The organism is Luteitalea pratensis (assembly GCF_001618865.1).
In the GTDB taxonomy this organism is placed as follows: Bacteria; Acidobacteriota; Vicinamibacteria; order Vicinamibacterales; family Vicinamibacteraceae; genus Luteitalea; species Luteitalea pratensis.
The window spans coordinates 4,895,966-4,915,228 of record NZ_CP015136.1 but is presented as its reverse complement, the minus strand read 5'-3'; the positions used below and the strand labels follow the sequence as shown (position 1 = coordinate 4,915,228).

The following is a 19,263-nucleotide window of genomic DNA, read 5'->3' as shown; positions in this document are numbered from 1 at the left end:
ATGCGCTAGATTACGCCGCATGCGTTCCATCTCGTGGGTGATCTCCATCGGGCTGCTCGGTCTGTCGAGCGTCGTGCGCCCGCAGGATCCAGCGACGCCTGCCGCTGCTGTTGCTCGCGAGATTCCCATGCCGCCGATCGCCACGGGCAAGCCGAGCCTGCCTGGAGCGGCGGAGTTATCTGGTCGGCCCGCGATGCCCGACGTCATGGTGAAGAACGACGGCACGAAGGTCACGACCCGGCGTCAGTGGCAGCAACGCCGGGAAGAGATGCGACAGGTCCTGTCGTACTACGCCGTGGGTCACATGCCACCGCCGCCCGGGAACGTCAGGGGACGGGAGATCGCGAGCGAGTTGGTGCTGGATGGCACGGTCCGGTATCGCCTCATTCACTTGACCTTTGGTCCGAACGAACATCTCGGCCTCGACATCGGCCTGTTTGCGCCAGTCACGGGAGGGCCGTTCCCCGCGGTCATCCTCCTCGGAGGGACGCCGCCCGGTGGGACGGTGCTGCCGCGATTGCCGCAGGGGCCCAACCAGGGACGCGGCGAGAACGTGTTGCTGATGGTCGGGCCCGTCCCCGCGGCGGCGCCGGCGTCCGATGGCGGTCGCGGCGGCCGCACTCCACCGACAGCGGCCTCATTCGCGACGGAGCGTGCAGACGAGCTGCGTCGCGGGTATGCGCTGGTGCTGTTCAACCCGAATGACTGTGCCGAAGACACCACGCTCCGTAACCTGGATGGGAGCTGGGCGTTCCGGAACACCCGCTTCTTTCCGATGTATCCAGGCTACGACTGGGGCATCCTCGCGGGCTGGGCATGGGGTGCGTCGCGTGTCGCCGACTACCTCGAACAGGACAAGTCGATCGACGCGGGCAAGCTGATCATCACAGGTGCGTCGCGCAACGGGAAGGCCGCGATGATCGCGGCGGCGTTCGACGATCGCCTGATGGGCGCGCCGGTGGTGACCGGTGGGGGAGGAGTGGGCGCCTATCGCTTCGCGGGACCGCGCCGGAGCGAGACGCTCGACATCATGGAGTTGAAGTACCCGAACTGGTTCTCTCCGCACCTGCACCAGTTCCGGGGCCAACGCGAGAAACTGCCGTTCGATCAGCACTGGTTCCTGGCGCTCGCCGCGCCGCGCCCGTTCATCGCCCTCGAAGGCGACACCGACACGATCTCGCTGCCGGAAGCCGTCCGCCAATCGATGCTCGGCGCCAGGCCCGCGTATGCGCTCCTGGGCGCCGAGACTCGGCTCGGCGTGAACTACGCCCACCACGGCCATGCGTTCACGGCGGACGATTGGACGGCGATGCTCGATTTCTTCGACACGCACCTGCGTGGAAAACCGCTCACGCGCCGTTTCGACCGCTTCCCGACCGAGGAAGAACTGGACGCGGCGGCCGCGGCAGCGGTTCGACGCTGAGTCGAGCGAGCGACGCGTGGCCAGCGACGACTGAAGGGGAGCACCTTGCTTAGAGCAGAAGAACAAGGACTGAATCGTAAGTCGCTGACGACATCACGCTGTGGCGCGCAGGCGCCGCAGCGTATGGGCGCAAGGCGGATATCCCTGCGACTCCGCCATGGCCAATACGTCGTCTGCGACTCTCGCCATCGCGCCGTACGCATCGAGGCCCTCGATGTCGTTGAGTTTCCTGGCGACGTGGCCGAAGAGCGTCAGCGACGACACGACCTTCATGGCGTCGATGTCGGAGCCCATCAAGGTGCGCAGCGACGACACTCGGCCCGTGCTCAACTGCTCGGCGACCGTGCTGGTGATCGTAAGCAACCGGGAACGCAGTTCCGCGTCGCGCAGGAATGCTGCGGCCTCGTCCTCGCCATCGATCGCGAACGCCTGCGACATGCCGGACATCCCCAACCCATCGATCTGGGGGAATACGTACCAGATCCAATGTCCACGCTTCCCGCCACTTCTCAACTCGGCGAGAGCGGACTCGAATCCCGCGTGCGACGAATTCTGGGCCTCGCGGAAACGATCCAATCGTGACATCGGCTTACCCGTCTCCGTGCCCCGGCTCCATACGGCTTGCTCGCGCAGGCCACGTCCGGTGAAGGAGAGCAGGATATCCCGTGATCTCGCGCCCAACGCCATCCGCAGGCCGATTTGGTTTGTCCGCTGCCTGACCGCATACGAAAGCACGCCGTTAAGTCCCCAGGGCCCAGGGCGGAGCGATGAGGAGACGATAGTGGACGGCATGTCTCTTCATGATTGACAATGTGTGTTTAAACATTTATTGTCGTCACATGCACTCTGGCTTGCAGCTGGAACTCAACCAGAGCCGGCCGTTCCAGTCGTCGCACGACGACACCTTCGGCGGGCTCGCCCACATACAGGAATCGAAGGACAAGACCATGACTACTACCGCCACCGCCACCGCTCCCATCGGCCTTCAGACTTATGCGATCGACGTCACCCACTCCGACGCGACGTTTGCCGTGCGCCACCTGATCACGAAGGTGCGCGGCCGGTTCTCGGAGTTCGCCGGCACGATCGCTTTCGACGATGCCAACCCGGCCAATTCGACGGTGACCTTCACCATCCAGGCCGCGAGCATCGACACCAACCAGAAGGACCGCGATGCGCACCTCCGTTCGGGCGACTTCTTCGACACCGAGAAGTTCCCCACGATCACCTTCGTCAGTACCTCGCTGGCGGCGCGCGGCGGCGAACTGTTCGAGGTCACCGGCGACTTCACGATTCGTGACGTCACTCGTCGAATCACGCTGCCCGTGAGCTTCCTCGGCAAGGCCGCGGACCCCTGGGGCAACGAGCGCATCTTCTTCGAGGCCGAATACACGCTGAACCGCAAGGACTACGGCCTGAACTGGAATGCCGCGCTCGAGACCGGCGGATTCCTGGTCGGAGACGACGTGAAGATCACGTTGTCGGTGCAGGCGGTACCCAGCAAGTAAGCGCCAGCTGACCGGACGACGCCGGCGCGACGCCGCGTCGTCCGTCGGTGCTCCAGCGGCCGTCGCTGCGCAGCGATGCGCAACGCCTCGCGCAGTCACGCTGCAAAGTCAGTGTTTCGCCGCTCCCGCCCGACGCCACGTCGGGCTGACGAGTTCGATGCGCCAGAGCGGCCCGCCCATGTACAGCGGTTGCTCGGACTTCACGAATGCTGGCGCTTCGCCGCCCAGAATCCATACGTGCGAATCGGGCGGCTGCTTGCCGAGCAGCGGCGCAAGGACGCCACTGAGGCCGCCGATATCGACCTTCAGGGTGTAGTGCGTGGCGGTACGGGTCGTCGAGCCAGTGGAAAGCCGCGTCCACAGCCAGCCCTGCCATTCGAGCAGGTGCCCGATCGATGCAGAAGGTACGCCCGTTGCAATGCGAAGGGCTGCACCGCCCGGGAGTCCGGCGCATCGATCAGGGAGCCACTTCGTATGCAGGACACATTCCGTAACATCGCCGACCGCACTGCTGCCATCATCGGATCGCCCTGGACGTTCATGGCGTCCGTGGTGGTGACCGCACTGTGGCTCGTCCTGGGACCGGTGTTCCGATTCTCCGACACCTGGCAATTGACGATGAATACCCTGGCCTCCCAAGCGACGTTTCTCGTCGCGTTTCTCCTGCAGAACACCCAGAACCGCGACACCAGGGCCCTGCAACTGAAGCTCGACGAACTGATTCGCAGTACGACCGGTGCCCGTGATCATCTGGTCCGGCTCGAGGGCATGTCGGACAACGAACTCGATCGCTTGCAAGAGGAGTTCGAGGCGCTGAAACGTCAGCGATCGGCTCGGTAGAGGCGAATGCGGCCCGCTGCCGCCTTGGAGCGTCGGTCTTTGCGCCTGGCGCGGCGCCGTTGAACCCGCGGCCCTACCAGCTATTGAGAATCCTGATGTAGTTCGCTCGCTCGAAGGCCGAGGGCGCAGCAACGCGCTGCTGGCTCATCGATCCGCGGATCTGCGCCACGGACGTGAACGCCTTCTCGTCCATCCATGCCTCGAGGTCCTGGCGCATCGTCGCGAGATGCTTTGGGCCGTGCTTGAGCAGGGCCGAGGTGGACATCACGGCATCGGCCCCCGCGAGGATGTACTTGGCGGCCTCGACGTGCGAGTGCACGCCGGTGGTCGCCGCCAGCGACGCGTCGAGACGGCCGTGCAGCACAGCGAGCCAAAGCAGTGGCAGCCTGATCTCGGCCGGTGAACTGAGGTCGAGGGTCGGCGCGACCAGCATCCGGTCGAGATCGAAGTCCGGCTGGTAGAAGCGGTTGAACAGCACGAGTCCGCGCGCCCCGGCGGTCACCAAACGCGCCGCCATCTCGCCCATGGCACTGAAATACGGACCGATCTTCACCGCGACCGGGATCGAGACGGCAGCGCACACGGCACCGACGACCTCCTCGTATCGTCGTTCGACGTCGCGTCCGGTGGCAGCCAGATCGGTGGGGATGTGGAACAAGTTCAACTCGATGGCGTGCGCCCCCGCCTCCTGGACCTGTCCCGCGTAGTCGACCCACCCGTCGGTCGTGGCGCCGTTCAGGCTGGCGATCACCGGCACGCTCACCGCTCTTCGTGCCTGGCGCACGAGCTCGAGGTATGCGCCCGAGCTGGCCTCGACGCCGGCCTTCGGCGGGAAGTAGCTGCTGGCCTCGCCGGTGCTGTCGGCCCCCGCGGCCGTCAGGCGGGCGAGGGCCTCGTTCTCGCGCTGGATCTGCTCCTCGAACAGCGACGGCAGGACGATGGCCGCCGCGCCGCCGTCTTCGAGGCACCGGATGCCGTCGAGCGACTGCGCGATGGGTCCTGCAGAGGCCACGATCGGATGCGGCAGCGGGAGCCCGAGGTATGTCGTCGAGAGGTCCGCCATGGCCTACCTCAACTCCGCGAGGTCTTCGTACTGCTTCCACTTCCGGGTGACGGCAGCCTGCGCGGCATTGAGCAGGGCCTCACCGCGCGCCGGGTCGCTCAGGAGCAGCATGCGGTACCGCAGTTCCTGCTCGGCATAGGCGCGGAAGGGCAGCGTCGGCCGAACCGAGTCGAGGGTGAACGGACGTTCTCCGGCGGCGCGCAACTCGGGGTTGTAGCGCACAAGTGGCCAGTATCCCGAGTGGACGGCGCGGCTCTGCTGGTCCAGTCCCTGCTTCATGTCGATGCCGTGCGCGATGCAGTGTGAATAGGCGAGCACGAGCGATGGGCCCTCGTAGGCCTCGGCCTCGCGCAGCGCGTCGAGCGTCTGCTGCGGGTTCGCGCCCATCGCGACGCGGGCCACGTAGACGTGGCCGTAGGCCATCGCCTGCAGGGCCAGGTCCTTCTTCTCGGTCTGCTTGCCGGCGCTGGCGAACTTGGCCGCAGCGCCGAGGGGCGTTGACTTGGATGCCTGTCCGCCGGTGTTCGAGTAGACCTCGGTGTCGAGCACGAGCACGTTCACGTCCTGCCCGCTGGCCAGCACGTGATCGAGGCCGCCGGAACCGATGTCGTAGGCCCATCCGTCACCGCCGACGATCCACACGCTCCGGCGTACGAGCTGGCCCGCCACCGCGGTGAGACTCGCGGCGAGCGGGTGCTGAAGCCCGGCCAGCCGATCGAGCAACTCGGCGACGCGCGCCCGTTGCTGCCGGATGTCGTACTCGGTGCGCTGCGGGGCGTTGATCAGGTCGTCGACCAGCTCGTTACCCAGCTGCGGCCGCATCGCCTCGAGCAGGCGCCGGGCCGCACCGAGTTGGTGGTTCGCGGCCAGCCGCATGCCGAGGCCGAACTCCGCGTTGTCCTCGAAGAGCGAATTGGCCCAGGCCGGTCCACGCCCTTCGTGGTTGACCGCCCACGGCGTGGTCGGCAGGTTGCCGCCGTAGATCGACGAGCACCCGGTCGCATTGGCCACGACCATCCGGTCGCCGAACAGCTGCGAGACGAGCTTGAGGTAGGGTGTCTCGCCACACCCTGCGCACGCGCCGGAGAACTCGAAGAGCGGCTCGAGTAACTGCGTGCCACGCACGGTGGAGAAGTCCACGTGGCCGCGCTCGGTGACCGGAAGCGTCTCGAAGAAGGCGACAGCGGCGCGGGCCGGAGTGGGATCGAGCGCTCGCAGCGCCATGTTGATCGCGCGCCGCCCACTCTCGTGTGGATCCTTCACCGGGCACACCTCGACACACAGCGTGCACCCCGTGCAGTCCTCTTCGTAGATTTGCAGCGTGTAGCGGCTGTCCGGGAAGCCGCGCGCCTCGATGGGGGCGCTGAGGAACCCCTCAGGTGCGCCGGCCAGCCGATCCGAGTGGTAGACGCGGGTACGGATCACGGCGTGCGGGCAGACGAACGAACAGTTGCCGCACTGGATGCAGAGCTCCGGTTCCCACACGGGGGCCGTGTCGGAGATACCGCGCTTCTCCCAGCGGGCCGTCGCGCTGGGGAACGTGCCATCGATCGGGAAGGCGCTCACCGGCAGCCGGTCGCCACGCCCGGCCAGGATCTCGGACACCACCCCGCGGACGAACGCTGGTGCGCCGGCCGCCACGATGGGGAGCATCCTCCGCGAACCCGTGGCCGTGGCCGGCACCTCGACGCGCCGGAGCGCCTCGATGGTCCGATCGACTGCCTCGAAGTTCTTGCGCACGACGTCCTTGCCCTTGCTGCGGTAGGTCTTGGCGATGGCCTTCTTGATTTTCTCGATCGCGCGCTCGCGGGGCAGCACACCGGACACGGCGAAGAAGCACGTCTGCAGCACGCTGTTGGTGTGGCTGCCGAGGCCGACCGTGCGCGCGACCTTGTTGGCGTCGATGACCCAGACGGCCATCCTGCGCTCGACGATGCGGTCCTGAACCGGCCGGGGCAGGTAGTCCCACACCTGGCTGGCGTCGTGCGGGCTGTTGAGCAGCAGGGTCGCGCCCTTGGCTGCCAGCGCGAGCACGTCCACCTTCTCGATGAACTGGAACTGGTGACAGCCGATGAACTGCGCCTCGCCCACCAGGTACGTGGACCGGATCGGCCTCGGCCCGAAGCGCAGATGCGACACCGTCTGCGACCCGGACTTCTTCGAGTCGTAGACGAAGTATGCCTGCACGTGGACGTCAGGGTCCTCGCCAATGATCTTGATGGTGTTCTTGTTGGCGCCGACCGTCCCATCGGCGCCGAGGCCGTAGAACACGGCCCGGAACACGTCGTCCGGCTCGGTCGTGAACGTTTCATCCACGTCCAGGCTCGTGCCGTTGACGTCGTCGGTGATGCCGACGGTGAAGCCGGTCCGCGGCTGCGCCGTGTCGATCGCGTCGAACACCGCCTTGACCATGGCGGGCGTGAACTCCTTGGACGACAGCCCGTAGCGCCCGCCGACCACACGCGGCATCGTCGCGCGCGTGCCGCGGGCCACGCCCTCGGCCAGGGCAGTGACGACGTCGAGGTACAGCGGCTCGCCCGTGGCCCCCGGTTCCTTGGTGCGATCGAGCACGGCAATCGTCCGGACGCGCGCGGGCAGGGCCTCGAGCAGCCTCGCGATCGGGAAGGGCCGGTAGAGCCGCACCTGCAACACGCCGACCTTCGCGCCACCCTTCACGAGCAGTTCGACGGCCTCGCTCGCCGCACCAACGCCGGACCCCATGAGGACGATCACGCGCTCGGCATCGGGTGCGCCCTGGTACTCCACGAGGCCGTACTGCCGTCCCGTGCGCGCGGCGAAGCGTGCCATCGCGGCCTCGACCACGGCCGGCACCCGCGCATGGATGGCATTTGCGGCCTCACGCATCTGGAAGTAGACGTCGGGGTTCTGGGCCGTGCCGCGGATGAACGGATGGTCCGGGCTCAGCGATCGCGAGCGATGCGCCGTGACGAGCGATGGATCGATCAGTGCGCGCAGGTCGTCGTCGGACAACATCAGGATGCGCGTGATCTCGTGCGAGGTGCGGAAGCCGTCGAAGAAGTGCACGAACGGCACGCGTGACTCGAGTGTGGCCATCTGTGCAATCGCAGCCAGGTCGTGGGCTTCCTGCACCGACGCGGAGGCCAGTTGTGCGAAGCCGGTGGCCCGTACGGCCATCACATCCTGGTGGTCGCCGAAGATCGACAGCGCGTGGGAGGCGAGCGCCCGCGCCGCGACATGGAAGACCGCTGGCGTCAGTTCGCCGGCGATCTTGTACATGTTCGGGACCATCAGCAGCAGCCCTTGCGACGCCGTGAAGGTCGTCGTGAGGGCCCCACCCTGGAGCGAGCCGTGCACCGCGCCTGCCGCACCGCCCTCGCTCTGCATCTCGATGACGGTCGGTACGTCGCCCCAGATATTGGGGCGACGCTCGCCCGACCACTGATCGGCAAGTTCGGCCATCGTCGAGGATGGCGTGATCGGGTAGATCGCGCACACCTCGTTGAGCCGGTAAGCGACACTGGCGGCGGCCTCGTTGCCGTCGATGGTGGCCAGGACGGGGGACTCGGGGGACGGAGGCGAGGACATGGCGGGACTCACTGGGCCTCGGGCTCGGGCACCATCGAGATGGCGTGGCACGGGCACTGCTCGAAGCACACGGCGCAGCCCGTGCACTTCGCGTAGTCGTACGCGTACCGCTTGCCGGGACCAAGCTTGAGAATCGCGTCCTCTGGACAGGCGGCGTAGCAACCGTCGCACTCGAAGCAGGTGCCGCACGAGAGGCAGCGTGCCGCCTCCCGTTGGGCCTCCTGCTCCGTGTAGCCGGCGACGACTTCACCGAAACCGGTCTTGCGGATGTCGGCGTCGACGCGCGGCTGCGGACGATGCGAGACGTCCGTGTAGAACCAGAGGTGCAGTTTGTCGAAGGTCGCGATGGGGCCCGTGTCCGTCGTCGCATACGCCTGCTTCCGAAGCCAGGCGTCGATGTGCGTGGCGGCGCGTCGGCCATGGCCGACGGCATAGGTGACCGTGCGCTCGGCCGGCACCATGTCACCGCCAGCGAAGAGGCCCCGGCGGCCGGTCATCATCGCAGCGTCGACGATGACGCTGCCGTCGCTGGTCATGGTGACGCCGGACACGCCCTTCAGGAAACTCGTGTCCGTGTCCTGCCCGAGCGCGAGGATCAGGGCATCGGCCTCGATCGTCTCGAACTCACCGGTGCCGTGCGGCCGGCCGCGCTCGTCGAGCGCCATCACTTCGACGGTCAGCGCGCCGCCGTCCATCCCGGCAATCGATCGCAGCCAGTGAATCTTCACGCCCTCCTCGAGGGCGTCGTCGGCTTCCTCGCCGTGCGCCGGCATGTGCTCGCGGTCGCGCCGGTAGATGATGAGCGGTTCGTAGCCGAGCCGGACGGCCGTGCGGGCGGCGTCCATCGCGGTGTTGCCACCGCCATAGACGGCGACGCGGCGCCCGAGCTTCGGCGGGGTGCCGGCTTCGACATTCTTCAGGAACGCCAGGGCATCGAGCATCCGCCCCGCGTCGCGCGCCGGAATGCCCGCGCGTTTGCCGAGGTGTGCGCCCACCGCAAGGAAGACGGCCGCGAAGCCGCCGTCCTGCCACTCGGTCTCGAGGTCGGTCACCTTGTGGTTGAATTCGAACACGACGCCCAGGTCGGCAAGTCGCCCGACCTCCGCATCGAGGATGGCGCGTGGCAGGCGATAGGCCGGAATGCCGAAGTGCATCATGCCGCCGGCGACCGGTCCGGCGTCGCGGACGACGACGTCGTGCCCGAGGCGCCGGAGGTGGTATGCCGCCGACAGTCCGCTCGGACCGGCGCCAACGACGAGGACCTTCAAGCCGGAAGCCGGGGCCCCCGCCGGGAGCGGCCACCCCTGGTCGAGGGCCAGGTCACCGAGGAAACGTTCGACGGAGTGGATGCTGACGGCGGCGTCGAGTTTGCCGCGATTGCAGGCCGACTCGCAGGGGTGGTAGCAGACGCGGCCGTGAATCGCGGGGAACGGGTTGGCCTGCACCAGCAGCGACCAGGCCTCGCGGTAACGGCCGGCCTGCGCATGATCGAGCCAGCCCTGAATCGGTTCACCTGCCGGACAGGCGTGATTGCATGGCGGGAGGAGATCCTCGTAGACCGGTCGCCTGCTCCGGACTGGTCCGTGTTGTGGCTTGTGCCACAAGTCCGGAAGGTGCGTCAGGTCACGATCACGGTCGACCATAGCCGCACTGCGTGCAGGAGACGCGCCAGCTGCCGTACCGCATCTGCTCTATATGCAACTGCTGTTGATCGTGCCCAAATGGGGAATATCCCGCACCTCCTCGCGTTCCTGCCCGCTCGGTCGTGAGGAAGGAGCCAGCCGCAGGTCGAGGGTCGGCTAGAATCCCCCGGTAGTTCGATTCAGACATTGGAGCAAAATGCCGATGCTGCTGGTTCCAGGCCGTGCTCGCGCCTTCGCCCTCCTGGTCGCCATCGTGGCCGTGCCGGCCGCCGTGGCGATCGCACAACAGGGGCCGGTCGGCGCGATGTTCGAGAGCGACAAGGCACGGCACGCCTCGCGTGAGCCGAGCTTTCAACTCGTGGATCTGCCTGCGACAAAGGCAGACCAGTCGCCCCTGCGCGTCTACCTCAGCGCGGGCGACCTCGAGCGCGCGTTCGACCGGCCCGAGTTTCGACCAGCAGCGGCGATCGTCCCGACCAACACCGACCTGTCGATCACTGCGCCGCAGCCGGCGACGCAACGTGTCCTGGTCTCGCGCGTCCAGAAGCAGCCCGAGGTGATGCGCGATCTCGAGGATCAGATCGCGGCTCGCCAGAAGCAACCAGCCGCCAACGCTGCGGGGGAGCCGGGCGTGTTGCGCATTGGTGTCGACACCTTTGTCGCGCAGCTGCCACGGAGCGCCATGACTCCGGCCAACGCCAACTTCCCGAAAGCGGCGTGCCTGATCGCCACCGAGTTCGCGCAGGGTGGAGCGGTCGATCGCCGCGAGCTCTACGCGCAGGACCGCGTGCGCCGCGGGGTGGCGGCCTGCCTGACAGCCCTCGATGCGGCGGGTGCACAGTCGATCGTGCTGCCGCAGATGGGCGCGGCCAGTTCGGAAACGCAGACGCATGACGCGATGTACGAGGGCCAGCGCACCCTGATGGAATGCCGTCTGATCAACTCGACGGCGGGAATCGCCCTCGGGATTCACGACTTCGCGGCGAGCCGCCGCAACCTGCGCGAGATCGGCGTCGTGCAGTGGGAGCGTGAACTCGACCTGATGTTCAAGGTGCCGCCCGACAGCCGCGCCGCCGGCAGCGCTCAGGCCGCCTATCGCGCGTACGCCGAACAGGTCCGGGAAGCGTTCAGGCGTGGACTGGCGGGGGAGAAGACAACGGTAGGCCACGTCAAGGGTAGTTGCACCGCCATCCTCGACGTCCAGTAGTCATCGTCGCGCTCCGGCGGCTCTGCACTCGGATGACTGCCTTGTACTTCTCACCTGGCTGGGATTGGAACGAACAGGCTTCAGCCGACACGAGTATCGGGTTACTCCGCCACGCCGGGCAGGGTCAGCCGAACACGTAACCCGCCCAGCGGCGAGCGCTCGAGCACTAACGATCCGTCGTAGAGTTCGACCAGATCGTGCACGATAGCCAGGCCCAGACCCGAGCCAGGCACGCGTTCATCCGCTCTGACACCGCGCTGCAGCACCCGTGGCATCAGCGCCGGCTCCAGCCCCTCGCCATCATCGTCTACCGTCAGCGTGACGAGGCCATGGTGAACGGAGGACGACACGTGGATACGCCGGCGGCCCCACGTGCAGGCGTTGTCGAGCAGGTTGCCGAGCATTTCGTCCAGATCCTGCGGCGCACACCGTACGACGTGATCGACGGCGACGTCCTGCTCGAGCGACAGACGACGTTCGGCGTGCAGGCGGCCGAGCGCCCGGAACAGGCCATCCACCGCGGGACGCACCGGAGCGCGTAGCCCGGCGGCCGTGCCGGCCGCGACGACGCGCGCCTGCGAAAGGTGATGGTCGATCTGCCGCGCCATGCGTGAGAGCTCCGCGCCGATGGACGCGGCCAGCGCAGGGTCGTGCCGCGCGACGCGATCGGCATCGCGCGCGAGCACGGCGAGCGGCGTCTTGAGGCCGTGCGCCACATCCGCTGCTCGTTCTCCGGCACGGGCCACGCGCGCATCACGCGCCTCGAGCAGTGCATTCAGGTCGTCCACGAGTGGCTGGACCTCCGCGGGGTAGGCGCCCGCCAATCGCGTGGCTGTGCCCCGGCGGACATCGGCCAGGCGAGCCCGCAGCAGGTCCATCGCATGGACTCCACGCCCGATGGTGAGCGCTCCCGCCGCCAGGCAGGCAAGCCCGACGACCGCGCTCACGACAAGAGGCACGGAGATGAACCAGTCGAAGAGCGTGCGATGGGGTTGTGGATGCATGGCCAGGAACGCCACGAGCGCGACGGAGATGACCAGCATCACGCCGAACGTCCACAGGATCGAGCCGGCGAGGAGCTGTGAGCGGAACGAGCCGGATGCGCTCACGTGCCCGATGCCTGCTTCGCCGCGACGCCGGTGATTCGGTAACCGAGTCCGCGCACCGTCTCGATGACCGAGGCGCCCAGCTTGCGTCTGAGCCGTGCGACGAACACCTCGAGGGTGTTCGAATCGCGATCGCAGTCCTGTGCGTAGATGTGCTCGGTGAGCGCCTGCCGCGAGACGACGCGCCCGGGATGGTGCATCAGGTAGGCGAGCAACCGGTACTCGTGGCTGGTCAACGCCACTGCGGTGCCACGTACGGTGACCTGCGCCCGGGCGCGATCGAGGGTCACGTCGCCGCACCGCAGTTCGGGCTGCGCGTGCCCATGGGCCCGACGAATGAGCGCGCGGACTCGCGCGAGCACTTCCTCGATGCGATACGGTTTCGCCAGGTAGTCGTCCGCCCCACTGTCGATGCCGAGCACGCGCTCGGACCAACTGCCGCGCGCGGTGAGCACCAGGACGGGCACGTCCAGTCCGGCTTCACGCCAGCGGCCCAACAGCGTCAGTCCATCGATGCCGGGGAGCCCGAGGTCCAGCAGGACCGCATCGTACGTTTCGGTCCGCGCCAAGAAGTCGGCACGCGGACCATCAGCGGCGCCGTCGACCGCGTACCCGGCCGCGGTGAGCGCCAGTTCGAGCTGCTCGGCCAGCGCCCGCTCGTCTTCCGCCACCAGCACCCGCACGGCTGCCGTTATAGCGCGAAGTTGCCTGAACGGCACCTGAACGCGGGCTTCAGGCCGCATTCAGGGAACGTCGATCATGCTGGCGCTCATGTTCACCTACGACTTCGACTATTCCTGGCCACTCCGCTGGGGGCACGTCCTGCTCTCGTTGGCCGGTGTCGCCCTGGCGCTGCTGGGATGGCGTTTCGGTTGGCGGCGTTGGCGCATCGTGGCTTCCGGCCTCTTGTGCCTCTGGGGCGCTGCCGGCGCGATCGCCATGCACTACGCGGTGCAGATCGCGTCGCCGCAGCGGCTCGCGACCGAGTCGTTCATCCCGGCAGGGCGCGGCGAGGTCCTCGAACTCGGCGCGGGATCGGGCCGGGCCACCATCGGCCTCCTGTTCGCCCGGCCACAGGCACGCGTGACCGCGCTGGACGCCTACCGCGGGTACTTCGGCATCGAGGACAACACCCCGGAGCGCCTGATGCGCAATGCCCGCGCCGCTGGCGTCGCTGACCGCGTGCACGTGCAGGTGGCCGACATGCGCAGGCTTCCCTTCGAAGCGGGCCGCTTCGACGCGGTGTTCAGCGTCGCCGCCATCGATCACCTGCCCTGGGACGGTATTGCGCAGGCGCTGACGGAAACCGCACGTGTCCTGCGGCCCGGAGGGCAGTTGCTGATCGTGAGCCTGAACAGCGACGCATGGATCAAGGTGGCGATGCCGTGGTCGCTGCACGGCCACGGCTTCTGGAGTTCGACCCAGAACCGGCGCCGATGGACAGAGGCGCTCGGCGCAGCAGGGTTCACGCTTGTCGAGACCGGGACACGACCGGCGACCATCTATTTCCTGGCAAAGAGCGCCGAGCCACATGCTGCCCAACGCTGACGGCTAGCGCTTATCAATGGTCAGCGCCAGAACGGCATATGCGGTCGCGGCATCGTCCATGAACTTGCCGGGCTCAGATGCCGGATCGCGTTGCTTGTTGAGAGACGTCGCGGTCCATCGTCCAGTGGCGCCATCCTGGTTGCGCCGCAGCCAGTCCAGTCCCTTCGTCACTCGAGGATCCTGGACACCGGCGGCCTGCAGCGCCAGACAGGCCAGTGCGGTACCGTAGCCATCACTCTTCGTGTCGTTTGCCGTCTTGTCGACACGCTGGTAGGTGCCAAGCGACGATGTGCTCCAGCCGCCATCGGCCTGCTGCATCGAGAACGCTGCCGCGATCGTAGCGTTGCGCTGCTCGACGGCCAACAGATCATGCACCGTGCCCGAGGCCCAGAGACCCATCAACTGATTGAGCAGGGACACCGTCCCATGCTGACGCCGGAGGTAGCCGCGTAACGCTTCCATGCGGTCCTGAATCGCGGGTGACGTCGCATACCCTTCCGGTGCCAGACCCACAGCGATGGCCGCCATCGACGCGCCAAAGTACGGCGAGTTCGGGGACTCCCATGGCTCGTAGTTGAAGTTGAGCCACGTCCAGGCGCCGCTGTTCGGGCCGGTCTTCATCTGCAGGGACCACATCACGTCGAGGGCCGTGCGTGTGTCGTCACTGCGGCCTCCGCTCCGGGCGTCCCGGCGCGACAGGACGACGGCATTCATCACCGCCTCGATCGCGCGCGACTCACTGGTCTTCGGTATGCCGCGTGTCTGATCGGGATAGAGCGGTTCAACCTCGCGCCAGTTGCGTGCCCGGGTGAGCAGGTTGCCCAGAATCTTCTCCTCAGCCGCGGACGGCTGCGTCTCGCCGATGCGTCCCCTGAGTTCAGGGCGTGCGAGCGCGTACGGCAGCGTTGTGTGGCAAGACATGCAGAAGGTGCCGCGATCTCGCTGGGCGTTCGACCATGTGGACCACGCTTCGGCTCGCGCATCGAGATACGCTGCGGCGGCCTTGGCGTTGAACGGGCGAGCATCCGGTTCGGATGCGGCATGCGTCACACCGGCCGCCACGATCGCGACGAGCAGAGCAGCCGCCAGGGTTCCGGTTCGGTGGGTCGCGCTCATCAGGTAACCTCGCGCACCAATTGTCCGCGCGAACTGACCTGATGTATCGGTCCCGTACCTTTTGTCTGCACGCCGATCACGCCTTCCGTGCTGAGACGATTGTCCACGACGACGGCCTGACGCCAGCGTGCGGCGAGACCGCTTACTGCTGCTGGTCCAACAGCACTCCGGCGTGTAGGCGTTGCCGACGCAAGTGATTGCAGCAATCCAGATGGCTATTCCTCGCGTAGTGCTTCGACGGGCGCTACTCTCGACGCGCGCAGCGCCGGCAGCCATGACGCCGCGAGCACCGTCGCAAGCGAGACGGCGGCGGCGATCAGCAGCATTCGGGGATCACCGGGAGCGATGCCGTAGAGTTGTGCCCGTACGAGCCGCGCGGCGGACCACGCGCACGCGGTGCCGACGAGCACACCGGGCACCGCGATCGCCAGGCCGTCCCGCATGATCATCCAGATGACGGTCCCTCGCGCGGCGCCAAGCGCCAGGCGCACACCGATTTCCCGAACCCGCGCCGCGACGGAGTACGCGAGCAGCCCGTACACGCCCATGCATGCCAGCAAGATCGTGATGGCCGCGACGAATGTGGCCAACCCTGCGGTGAAACGCTGCCGCAGCAGCGCATTGTCGACGTATTCCGACGTCGTCATGAAGTCGCGCAGCAACCGATGCCCCAGCGCCTTGATGACGCGCCTGTATCCATCGTGCACCGTCGCGAGGTCGCCGCTGCTCGCACGGACATAGGCCATCGGAAACTGCGACCTCGCCAGGTCCTGCAGCATCGGCCGGAAGACGACGAACGGCCGCGGGTCGTCGAGCCTGCCGTACGGGGCATCGGCGACGACGCCGATCACTTCGATGTCACGACGCTCGGGTCCGGCGAGCCGGATGTACCGGCCGACGGCGTCGCCTGCCGGGAACAGCACGCGAGCCACCGACGCCGAGAGCAGCGCGACCGCCGGCGTCGCCGGGCCGTCGTCCCACGAGATGTCGCGGCCCTGCAGCCGCGGCAGTCGGAACAGATCGAAGAAGCCCGGCGACACGCGCTCCGGCAGCACCGCGATTTCGGGTGCGGCGGCGCCGTCGGCCCGCGTGTAGTGCTCCGTCGGGAGCGGTCCCGAGGTGTGGAAGTACGTCGGGTAATACACCGACAGCGCGGCCGCCTCGGCCCCCGGCATGTGGCCAAGGTCCGCGACGAGCGCGCGGTAGTACTCCGGTGGCAACAGCGCCTGATCTCCAGGCTCGCGATACGCGCGGGTGAAGACGATGCGCTGCGACTGGAGCGATGTGTCGTTCGCGCGCAAGCGAGCCAGCGTCGCCGTGAAGAGTCCAGCCCCGACCAGACACGTCATCGACAACGCAACCTGCGCAACCAGGAGGCCACGCCCGAACCGGCCGAACGATTCGATGCTCCCGCGCCCGCGACGGAGGCATTGGTCGACGCGAACCGTGACCGACTGCCACGCGGCGACGACGCCCATGGCGAGGCCAATCACGAGCGTCAGCAGCGCCGTCGCGGCGAGGACGCCGGCATCAGGCGCCACGTCCGGAAACCAACGGCTCGACGTAAATAGGCCAGCCACGAGGGACTCCCTCACGGCTTGCACGATTGCCCACGCCAGCGGCACCGCACCGGCAAACGCCACGGCGGACAGCAGGATGCCGTCCAGGAGCAACTGCCAGCACACGCGCGCCGCGCTTCCCCCGAGTGCGAGGCGAACCGCGAACTGGTGCCGCCGGGTCAGCGAGCGCGCCAGGGTGAGGCCGGCAAGGTTGGCGGCCGCGACCGCCAGCAGCATGGCCACCAGGCCCTGGAGCACCACGAGCGTGGTGCCGTACCGGCTGGACACAGCCCAATAAGCCGTCTCGAGCGGTGCCACCTCCGGCCGCTGACGCAGCAACGCCTCCCGATCGCGTTCAGGCAACGCGGACGGCAGGGTCGCCGACTGAATCCGCGGCCAGCGCGCTCGTAGCTCGTCGCGCGCTGCGTCGATGGACACGCCCGTTGCGAGACGCCCGACCACGCTGCTCGATCGAAGCGGCCTGGGCCGGTCGCCAGGGATCAGCGCGAATGGCTGGATGATGTCGGGAGGCCCGCCGTGTTGCAGACCCTGGAAGCCGTCCGCCGTGACGCCGATCACCGTCGTCGGCACGGCGTTCACCGTGATGGTCTGTCCGACGCCGGACCCACTACCGAACAGGCGCCGCCGAAAGCCCTCGCTGATCACGACGGCCGCGTCGTCTGCGTCGCTGAAGAACCGTCCCGCGGACAGCCGCGCACCGACCAGGTCGAAGTACGTCGGCGACACGGTCTCGGTCGACGCCTCGAAGGCGCCGGAACGCGCCTCGACATGCACGAGTCGTCCGCCGGCATACATCGACATCTGTGCGAAGGATCGCTGCGTGCCCAGGTAGGCCTTGAAGGTGTCGGCGTAGAGCCAGCCCGACACGTTCTCCAGCGGGTCAAGGGCTGACACGGCCACGAGCTGCTCGGGATTGGGGACCGCGGGTTTCCGCAGCACGAGTGCGTTGAGCAGGCTGCCGACTGCCGTCGTCGCGCCAACAGCCACGGTCAGCGTGAGGATGACGATCAGGGAGAAGGTCGGCGCCCGTCGCAGACTGCGGAAGGAATGCCGGACGTCAAGGCGTAGGGCGTCCCACATGCGCGAAGTCTAGCATTGGGGTTGTGGCGTTCGAAGGCACCGCCAGACACATCGTCCTCGCGAACCTCTGCCCATGGTGCGACCAAACCGGTCCGCGCCGTGGCACGATGAGCCGCATCGCCGTCCTTGTTCCATGTCACCCGCCATGCGTCAGTGGATTCTTGACCCGCACAGTTCCGTAACGTTGCCCGTCGGCCAAGTCCTCGGAGTAAAGAACCTCGGCCCCCGCGACCTGAGCGGCCTGGATCACCAGGGCATCCCAGAACGAGACTTGGTACCGCGCCTCAAGCTCCAGCGCCTCCAGAATCGAGTCGCCGCCGTTTACGACAACGTGCCACGCGAGGTAGTCGGACACGATGTCACGCGTGATCACGTGCAGCACACGCCGACGTGCCAGAGTGGACCGCATGCGGGCGGCGGCCCTGGGGGAACGCAAGGGCGAACACGGGCTCGCGCGAGGTGTTCCCCCTCCTCGTCCACTGGCCCACTTACGAATCGCGGTCGAGGCAAATTGCGGGGTGCGGGGCTCGCGACACACTGTATCGGCGTCTGTGTCGGACGCCAGCGTGAAGCGCATGGTGAGTCGCCACAAGCGTCGACACACGAACGCGTTGGTTCGCGACAGCATCGTGGACCGACCGGCTGATAGTCTTCGGACCAGGCACGGCGGCATGTCGCCCTCGCTACTCCACGCACGCCCTCGCCAGCCCGGTGTCACGAGTGGGTAGAATTGCATCGTCGTGCCGCAGGAGGCCATGACTACAACCCTCCGCCTCATGTGTGTGCTGGCGCATCCGGATGACGAGTCGCTCGGCGCCGGGGGCGCGCTGGCGAGTTGCGCGGCCCAGGGCATCGAGACGTACCTGGTGACCGCTACCCGCGGGGAACGTGGCCGCTACGGCGATCCTGCTGAATCGCCGGGTCTTGACGCCGTCGGGCGAGCGCGAGAGGCCGAACTGCACGCAGCCGCCAGGGAACTGGGACTGCGGGAGGTGCAGTTTCTAGGCTATCGCGACGGCGAGCTGGACCAGGTGGCGCCAGCAGCAGCCATCGAACGGATCGTCGGGCACCTCCGCCGGGTCAGGCCGCACGTGGTCGTCACGTTCGGTCCGGATGGCTTGTACGGTCATCCCGACCACATTGCGATCAGTCAACTGACCGTCGCTGCCGTCACCTGCGCCGCCGATCCCGCTTTCGGCGACGCGACGCGGCTCGGGGCGCCGCATCGTGTCGCCAAGCTGTACTTCATCGCGTGGAGCGGCGCGAAGTGGGCCGCGTACCAGGCAGCTCTCCGTCGGCTGGTGAGCGCCGTGGACGGTGTAGAGCGCCAGGCGGTGCCGTGGCCGGACTGGGCGATCACCACGGTCGTCGACACGAGCCACGTGTGGCCGACGGTCTGGCGCGCGGTGTCGTGTCACAAGACGCAGATGGCGATCTTCAAGGGGCTGGCGACGCTGTCAGACGACCACCAGCGCGCACTATGGGGCACCCAGGAGTTCTATCGGGTGTTCAGCGTCGTCAACGGCGGTCGGGCGATGGAATCGGACCTCTTCGAAGGACTGCGATGATCGCCCGATCCCGT

General features: G+C 67.4%; 15 protein-coding genes. 6 read left to right on the top strand and 9 right to left on the bottom strand.

The features are described 5' to 3' along the window. The first annotated feature begins 19 nt into the window (after nucleotides 1-19). A complete protein-coding gene (locus LuPra_RS20500) occupies nucleotides 20-1,423 on the top strand; it encodes an alpha/beta hydrolase family protein (protein ID WP_110172474.1) in 1,404 nt (467 codons plus the stop codon). Between the two features lie 93 nt (nucleotides 1,424-1,516). Here the strand turns inward: LuPra_RS20500 and LuPra_RS20495 are convergent, their stop codons facing one another. After that, on the bottom strand, nucleotides 1,517-2,008 hold the full coding sequence (locus LuPra_RS20495) for a DUF1810 family protein (RefSeq protein WP_157899478.1): 492 nt from the start codon (nucleotides 2,006-2,008) through the stop codon (nucleotides 1,517-1,519). 215 nt (nucleotides 2,009-2,223) lie between these two features. On the opposite strand from LuPra_RS20495, the gene LuPra_RS20490 reads away from it, so the two are divergent. Together LuPra_RS20490 and LuPra_RS20485 are read left to right on the top strand one after the other, a co-directional pair. Next, nucleotides 2,224-2,931 (top strand): YceI family protein, encoded by a 708-nt coding sequence (locus LuPra_RS20490; protein WP_234800484.1) that lies wholly within the window; start codon nucleotides 2,224-2,226, stop codon nucleotides 2,929-2,931. A gap of 474 nt (nucleotides 2,932-3,405) precedes the next feature. Continuing rightward, nucleotides 3,406-3,771 carry a low affinity iron permease family protein gene (locus LuPra_RS20485; RefSeq protein ID WP_110172472.1) on the top strand — a complete coding sequence of 122 codons (366 nt, stop codon included), beginning with the start codon at nucleotides 3,406-3,408 and terminating at the stop codon, nucleotides 3,769-3,771. 73 nt (nucleotides 3,772-3,844) lie between these two features. Here LuPra_RS20485 and LuPra_RS20480 read toward each other — a convergent pair whose 3' ends face one another. The 3 genes from LuPra_RS20480 to LuPra_RS20470 are packed head-to-tail and all read right to left on the bottom strand — an operon-like array spanning nucleotide 3,845 to nucleotide 10,044. Further along, nucleotides 3,845-4,834, bottom strand: coding sequence for a dihydroorotate dehydrogenase-like protein (locus LuPra_RS20480; RefSeq protein ID WP_110172471.1), 990 nt, complete (start codon nucleotides 4,832-4,834; stop codon nucleotides 3,845-3,847). Nucleotides 4,835-4,837: 3 nt separating this feature from the next. Further along, entirely contained in the window at nucleotides 4,838-8,401 is a 3,564-nt protein-coding gene (nifJ, locus tag LuPra_RS20475; protein ID WP_110172470.1) for a pyruvate:ferredoxin (flavodoxin) oxidoreductase, read from the bottom strand. A gap of 8 nt (nucleotides 8,402-8,409) precedes the next feature. After that, the gene (locus tag LuPra_RS20470; RefSeq protein ID WP_110172469.1) at nucleotides 8,410-10,044 is read right to left on the bottom strand and encodes an NAD(P)-binding protein; all 1,635 of its coding nucleotides are present in this window, start codon (nucleotides 10,042-10,044) and stop codon (nucleotides 8,410-8,412) included. A 196-nt stretch (nucleotides 10,045-10,240) separates the two neighbouring features. On the opposite strand from LuPra_RS20470, the gene LuPra_RS20465 reads away from it, so the two are divergent. Continuing rightward, nucleotides 10,241-11,251, top strand: a complete 1,011-nt coding sequence (locus tag LuPra_RS20465; RefSeq protein ID WP_110172468.1) for a hypothetical protein — start codon at nucleotides 10,241-10,243, stop codon at nucleotides 11,249-11,251. A 101-nt stretch (nucleotides 11,252-11,352) separates the two neighbouring features. Here the strand turns inward: LuPra_RS20465 and LuPra_RS20460 are convergent, their stop codons facing one another. Both LuPra_RS20460 and LuPra_RS20455 read right to left on the bottom strand, forming a co-directional pair. After that, the gene (locus LuPra_RS20460; RefSeq protein WP_110172467.1) at nucleotides 11,353-12,360 is read right to left on the bottom strand and encodes a sensor histidine kinase; all 1,008 of its coding nucleotides are present in this window, start codon (nucleotides 12,358-12,360) and stop codon (nucleotides 11,353-11,355) included. Next, complete coding sequence (locus LuPra_RS20455; RefSeq protein WP_110172466.1) at nucleotides 12,357-13,040, bottom strand: winged helix-turn-helix domain-containing protein; 684 nt, start codon at nucleotides 13,038-13,040, stop codon at nucleotides 12,357-12,359. Before LuPra_RS20455 ends, LuPra_RS20460 begins: the two co-directional genes overlap by 4 nt. 76 nt (nucleotides 13,041-13,116) lie before the next feature. Between LuPra_RS20455 and LuPra_RS20450 the strand changes: the two genes are divergently transcribed. Beyond that, nucleotides 13,117-13,905: a class I SAM-dependent methyltransferase gene (locus LuPra_RS20450; RefSeq protein ID WP_110172465.1), complete on the top strand. Its 789-nt coding sequence runs from the start codon at nucleotides 13,117-13,119 to the stop codon at nucleotides 13,903-13,905. Between the two features lie 3 nt (nucleotides 13,906-13,908). Here LuPra_RS20450 and LuPra_RS20445 read toward each other — a convergent pair whose 3' ends face one another. The 3 genes from LuPra_RS20445 to LuPra_RS20435 all read right to left on the bottom strand — a co-directional run bounded on the left by LuPra_RS20445 (nucleotide 13,909) and on the right by LuPra_RS20435 (nucleotide 18,054). Beyond that, nucleotides 13,909-15,021: a prenyltransferase/squalene oxidase repeat-containing protein gene (locus LuPra_RS20445; protein ID WP_157899476.1), complete on the bottom strand. Its 1,113-nt coding sequence runs from the start codon at nucleotides 15,019-15,021 to the stop codon at nucleotides 13,909-13,911. Nucleotides 15,022-15,236: 215 nt separating this feature from the next. Beyond that, nucleotides 15,237-17,681, bottom strand: a complete 2,445-nt coding sequence (locus tag LuPra_RS20440) for an ABC transporter permease (RefSeq protein ID WP_110172463.1) — start codon at nucleotides 17,679-17,681, stop codon at nucleotides 15,237-15,239. A 136-nt stretch (nucleotides 17,682-17,817) separates the two neighbouring features. Continuing rightward, a complete protein-coding gene (locus LuPra_RS20435; RefSeq protein ID WP_157899475.1) occupies nucleotides 17,818-18,054 on the bottom strand; it encodes a PIN domain-containing protein in 237 nt (78 codons plus the stop codon). Nucleotides 18,055-18,436: 382 nt separating this feature from the next. Here LuPra_RS20435 and LuPra_RS20430 point away from each other — a divergent pair, with 382 nt between their 5' ends. After that, entirely contained in the window at nucleotides 18,437-19,249 is an 813-nt protein-coding gene (locus LuPra_RS20430) for a PIG-L deacetylase family protein (protein ID WP_157899474.1), read from the top strand. Nucleotides 19,250-19,263: the final 14 nt, after the last annotated feature.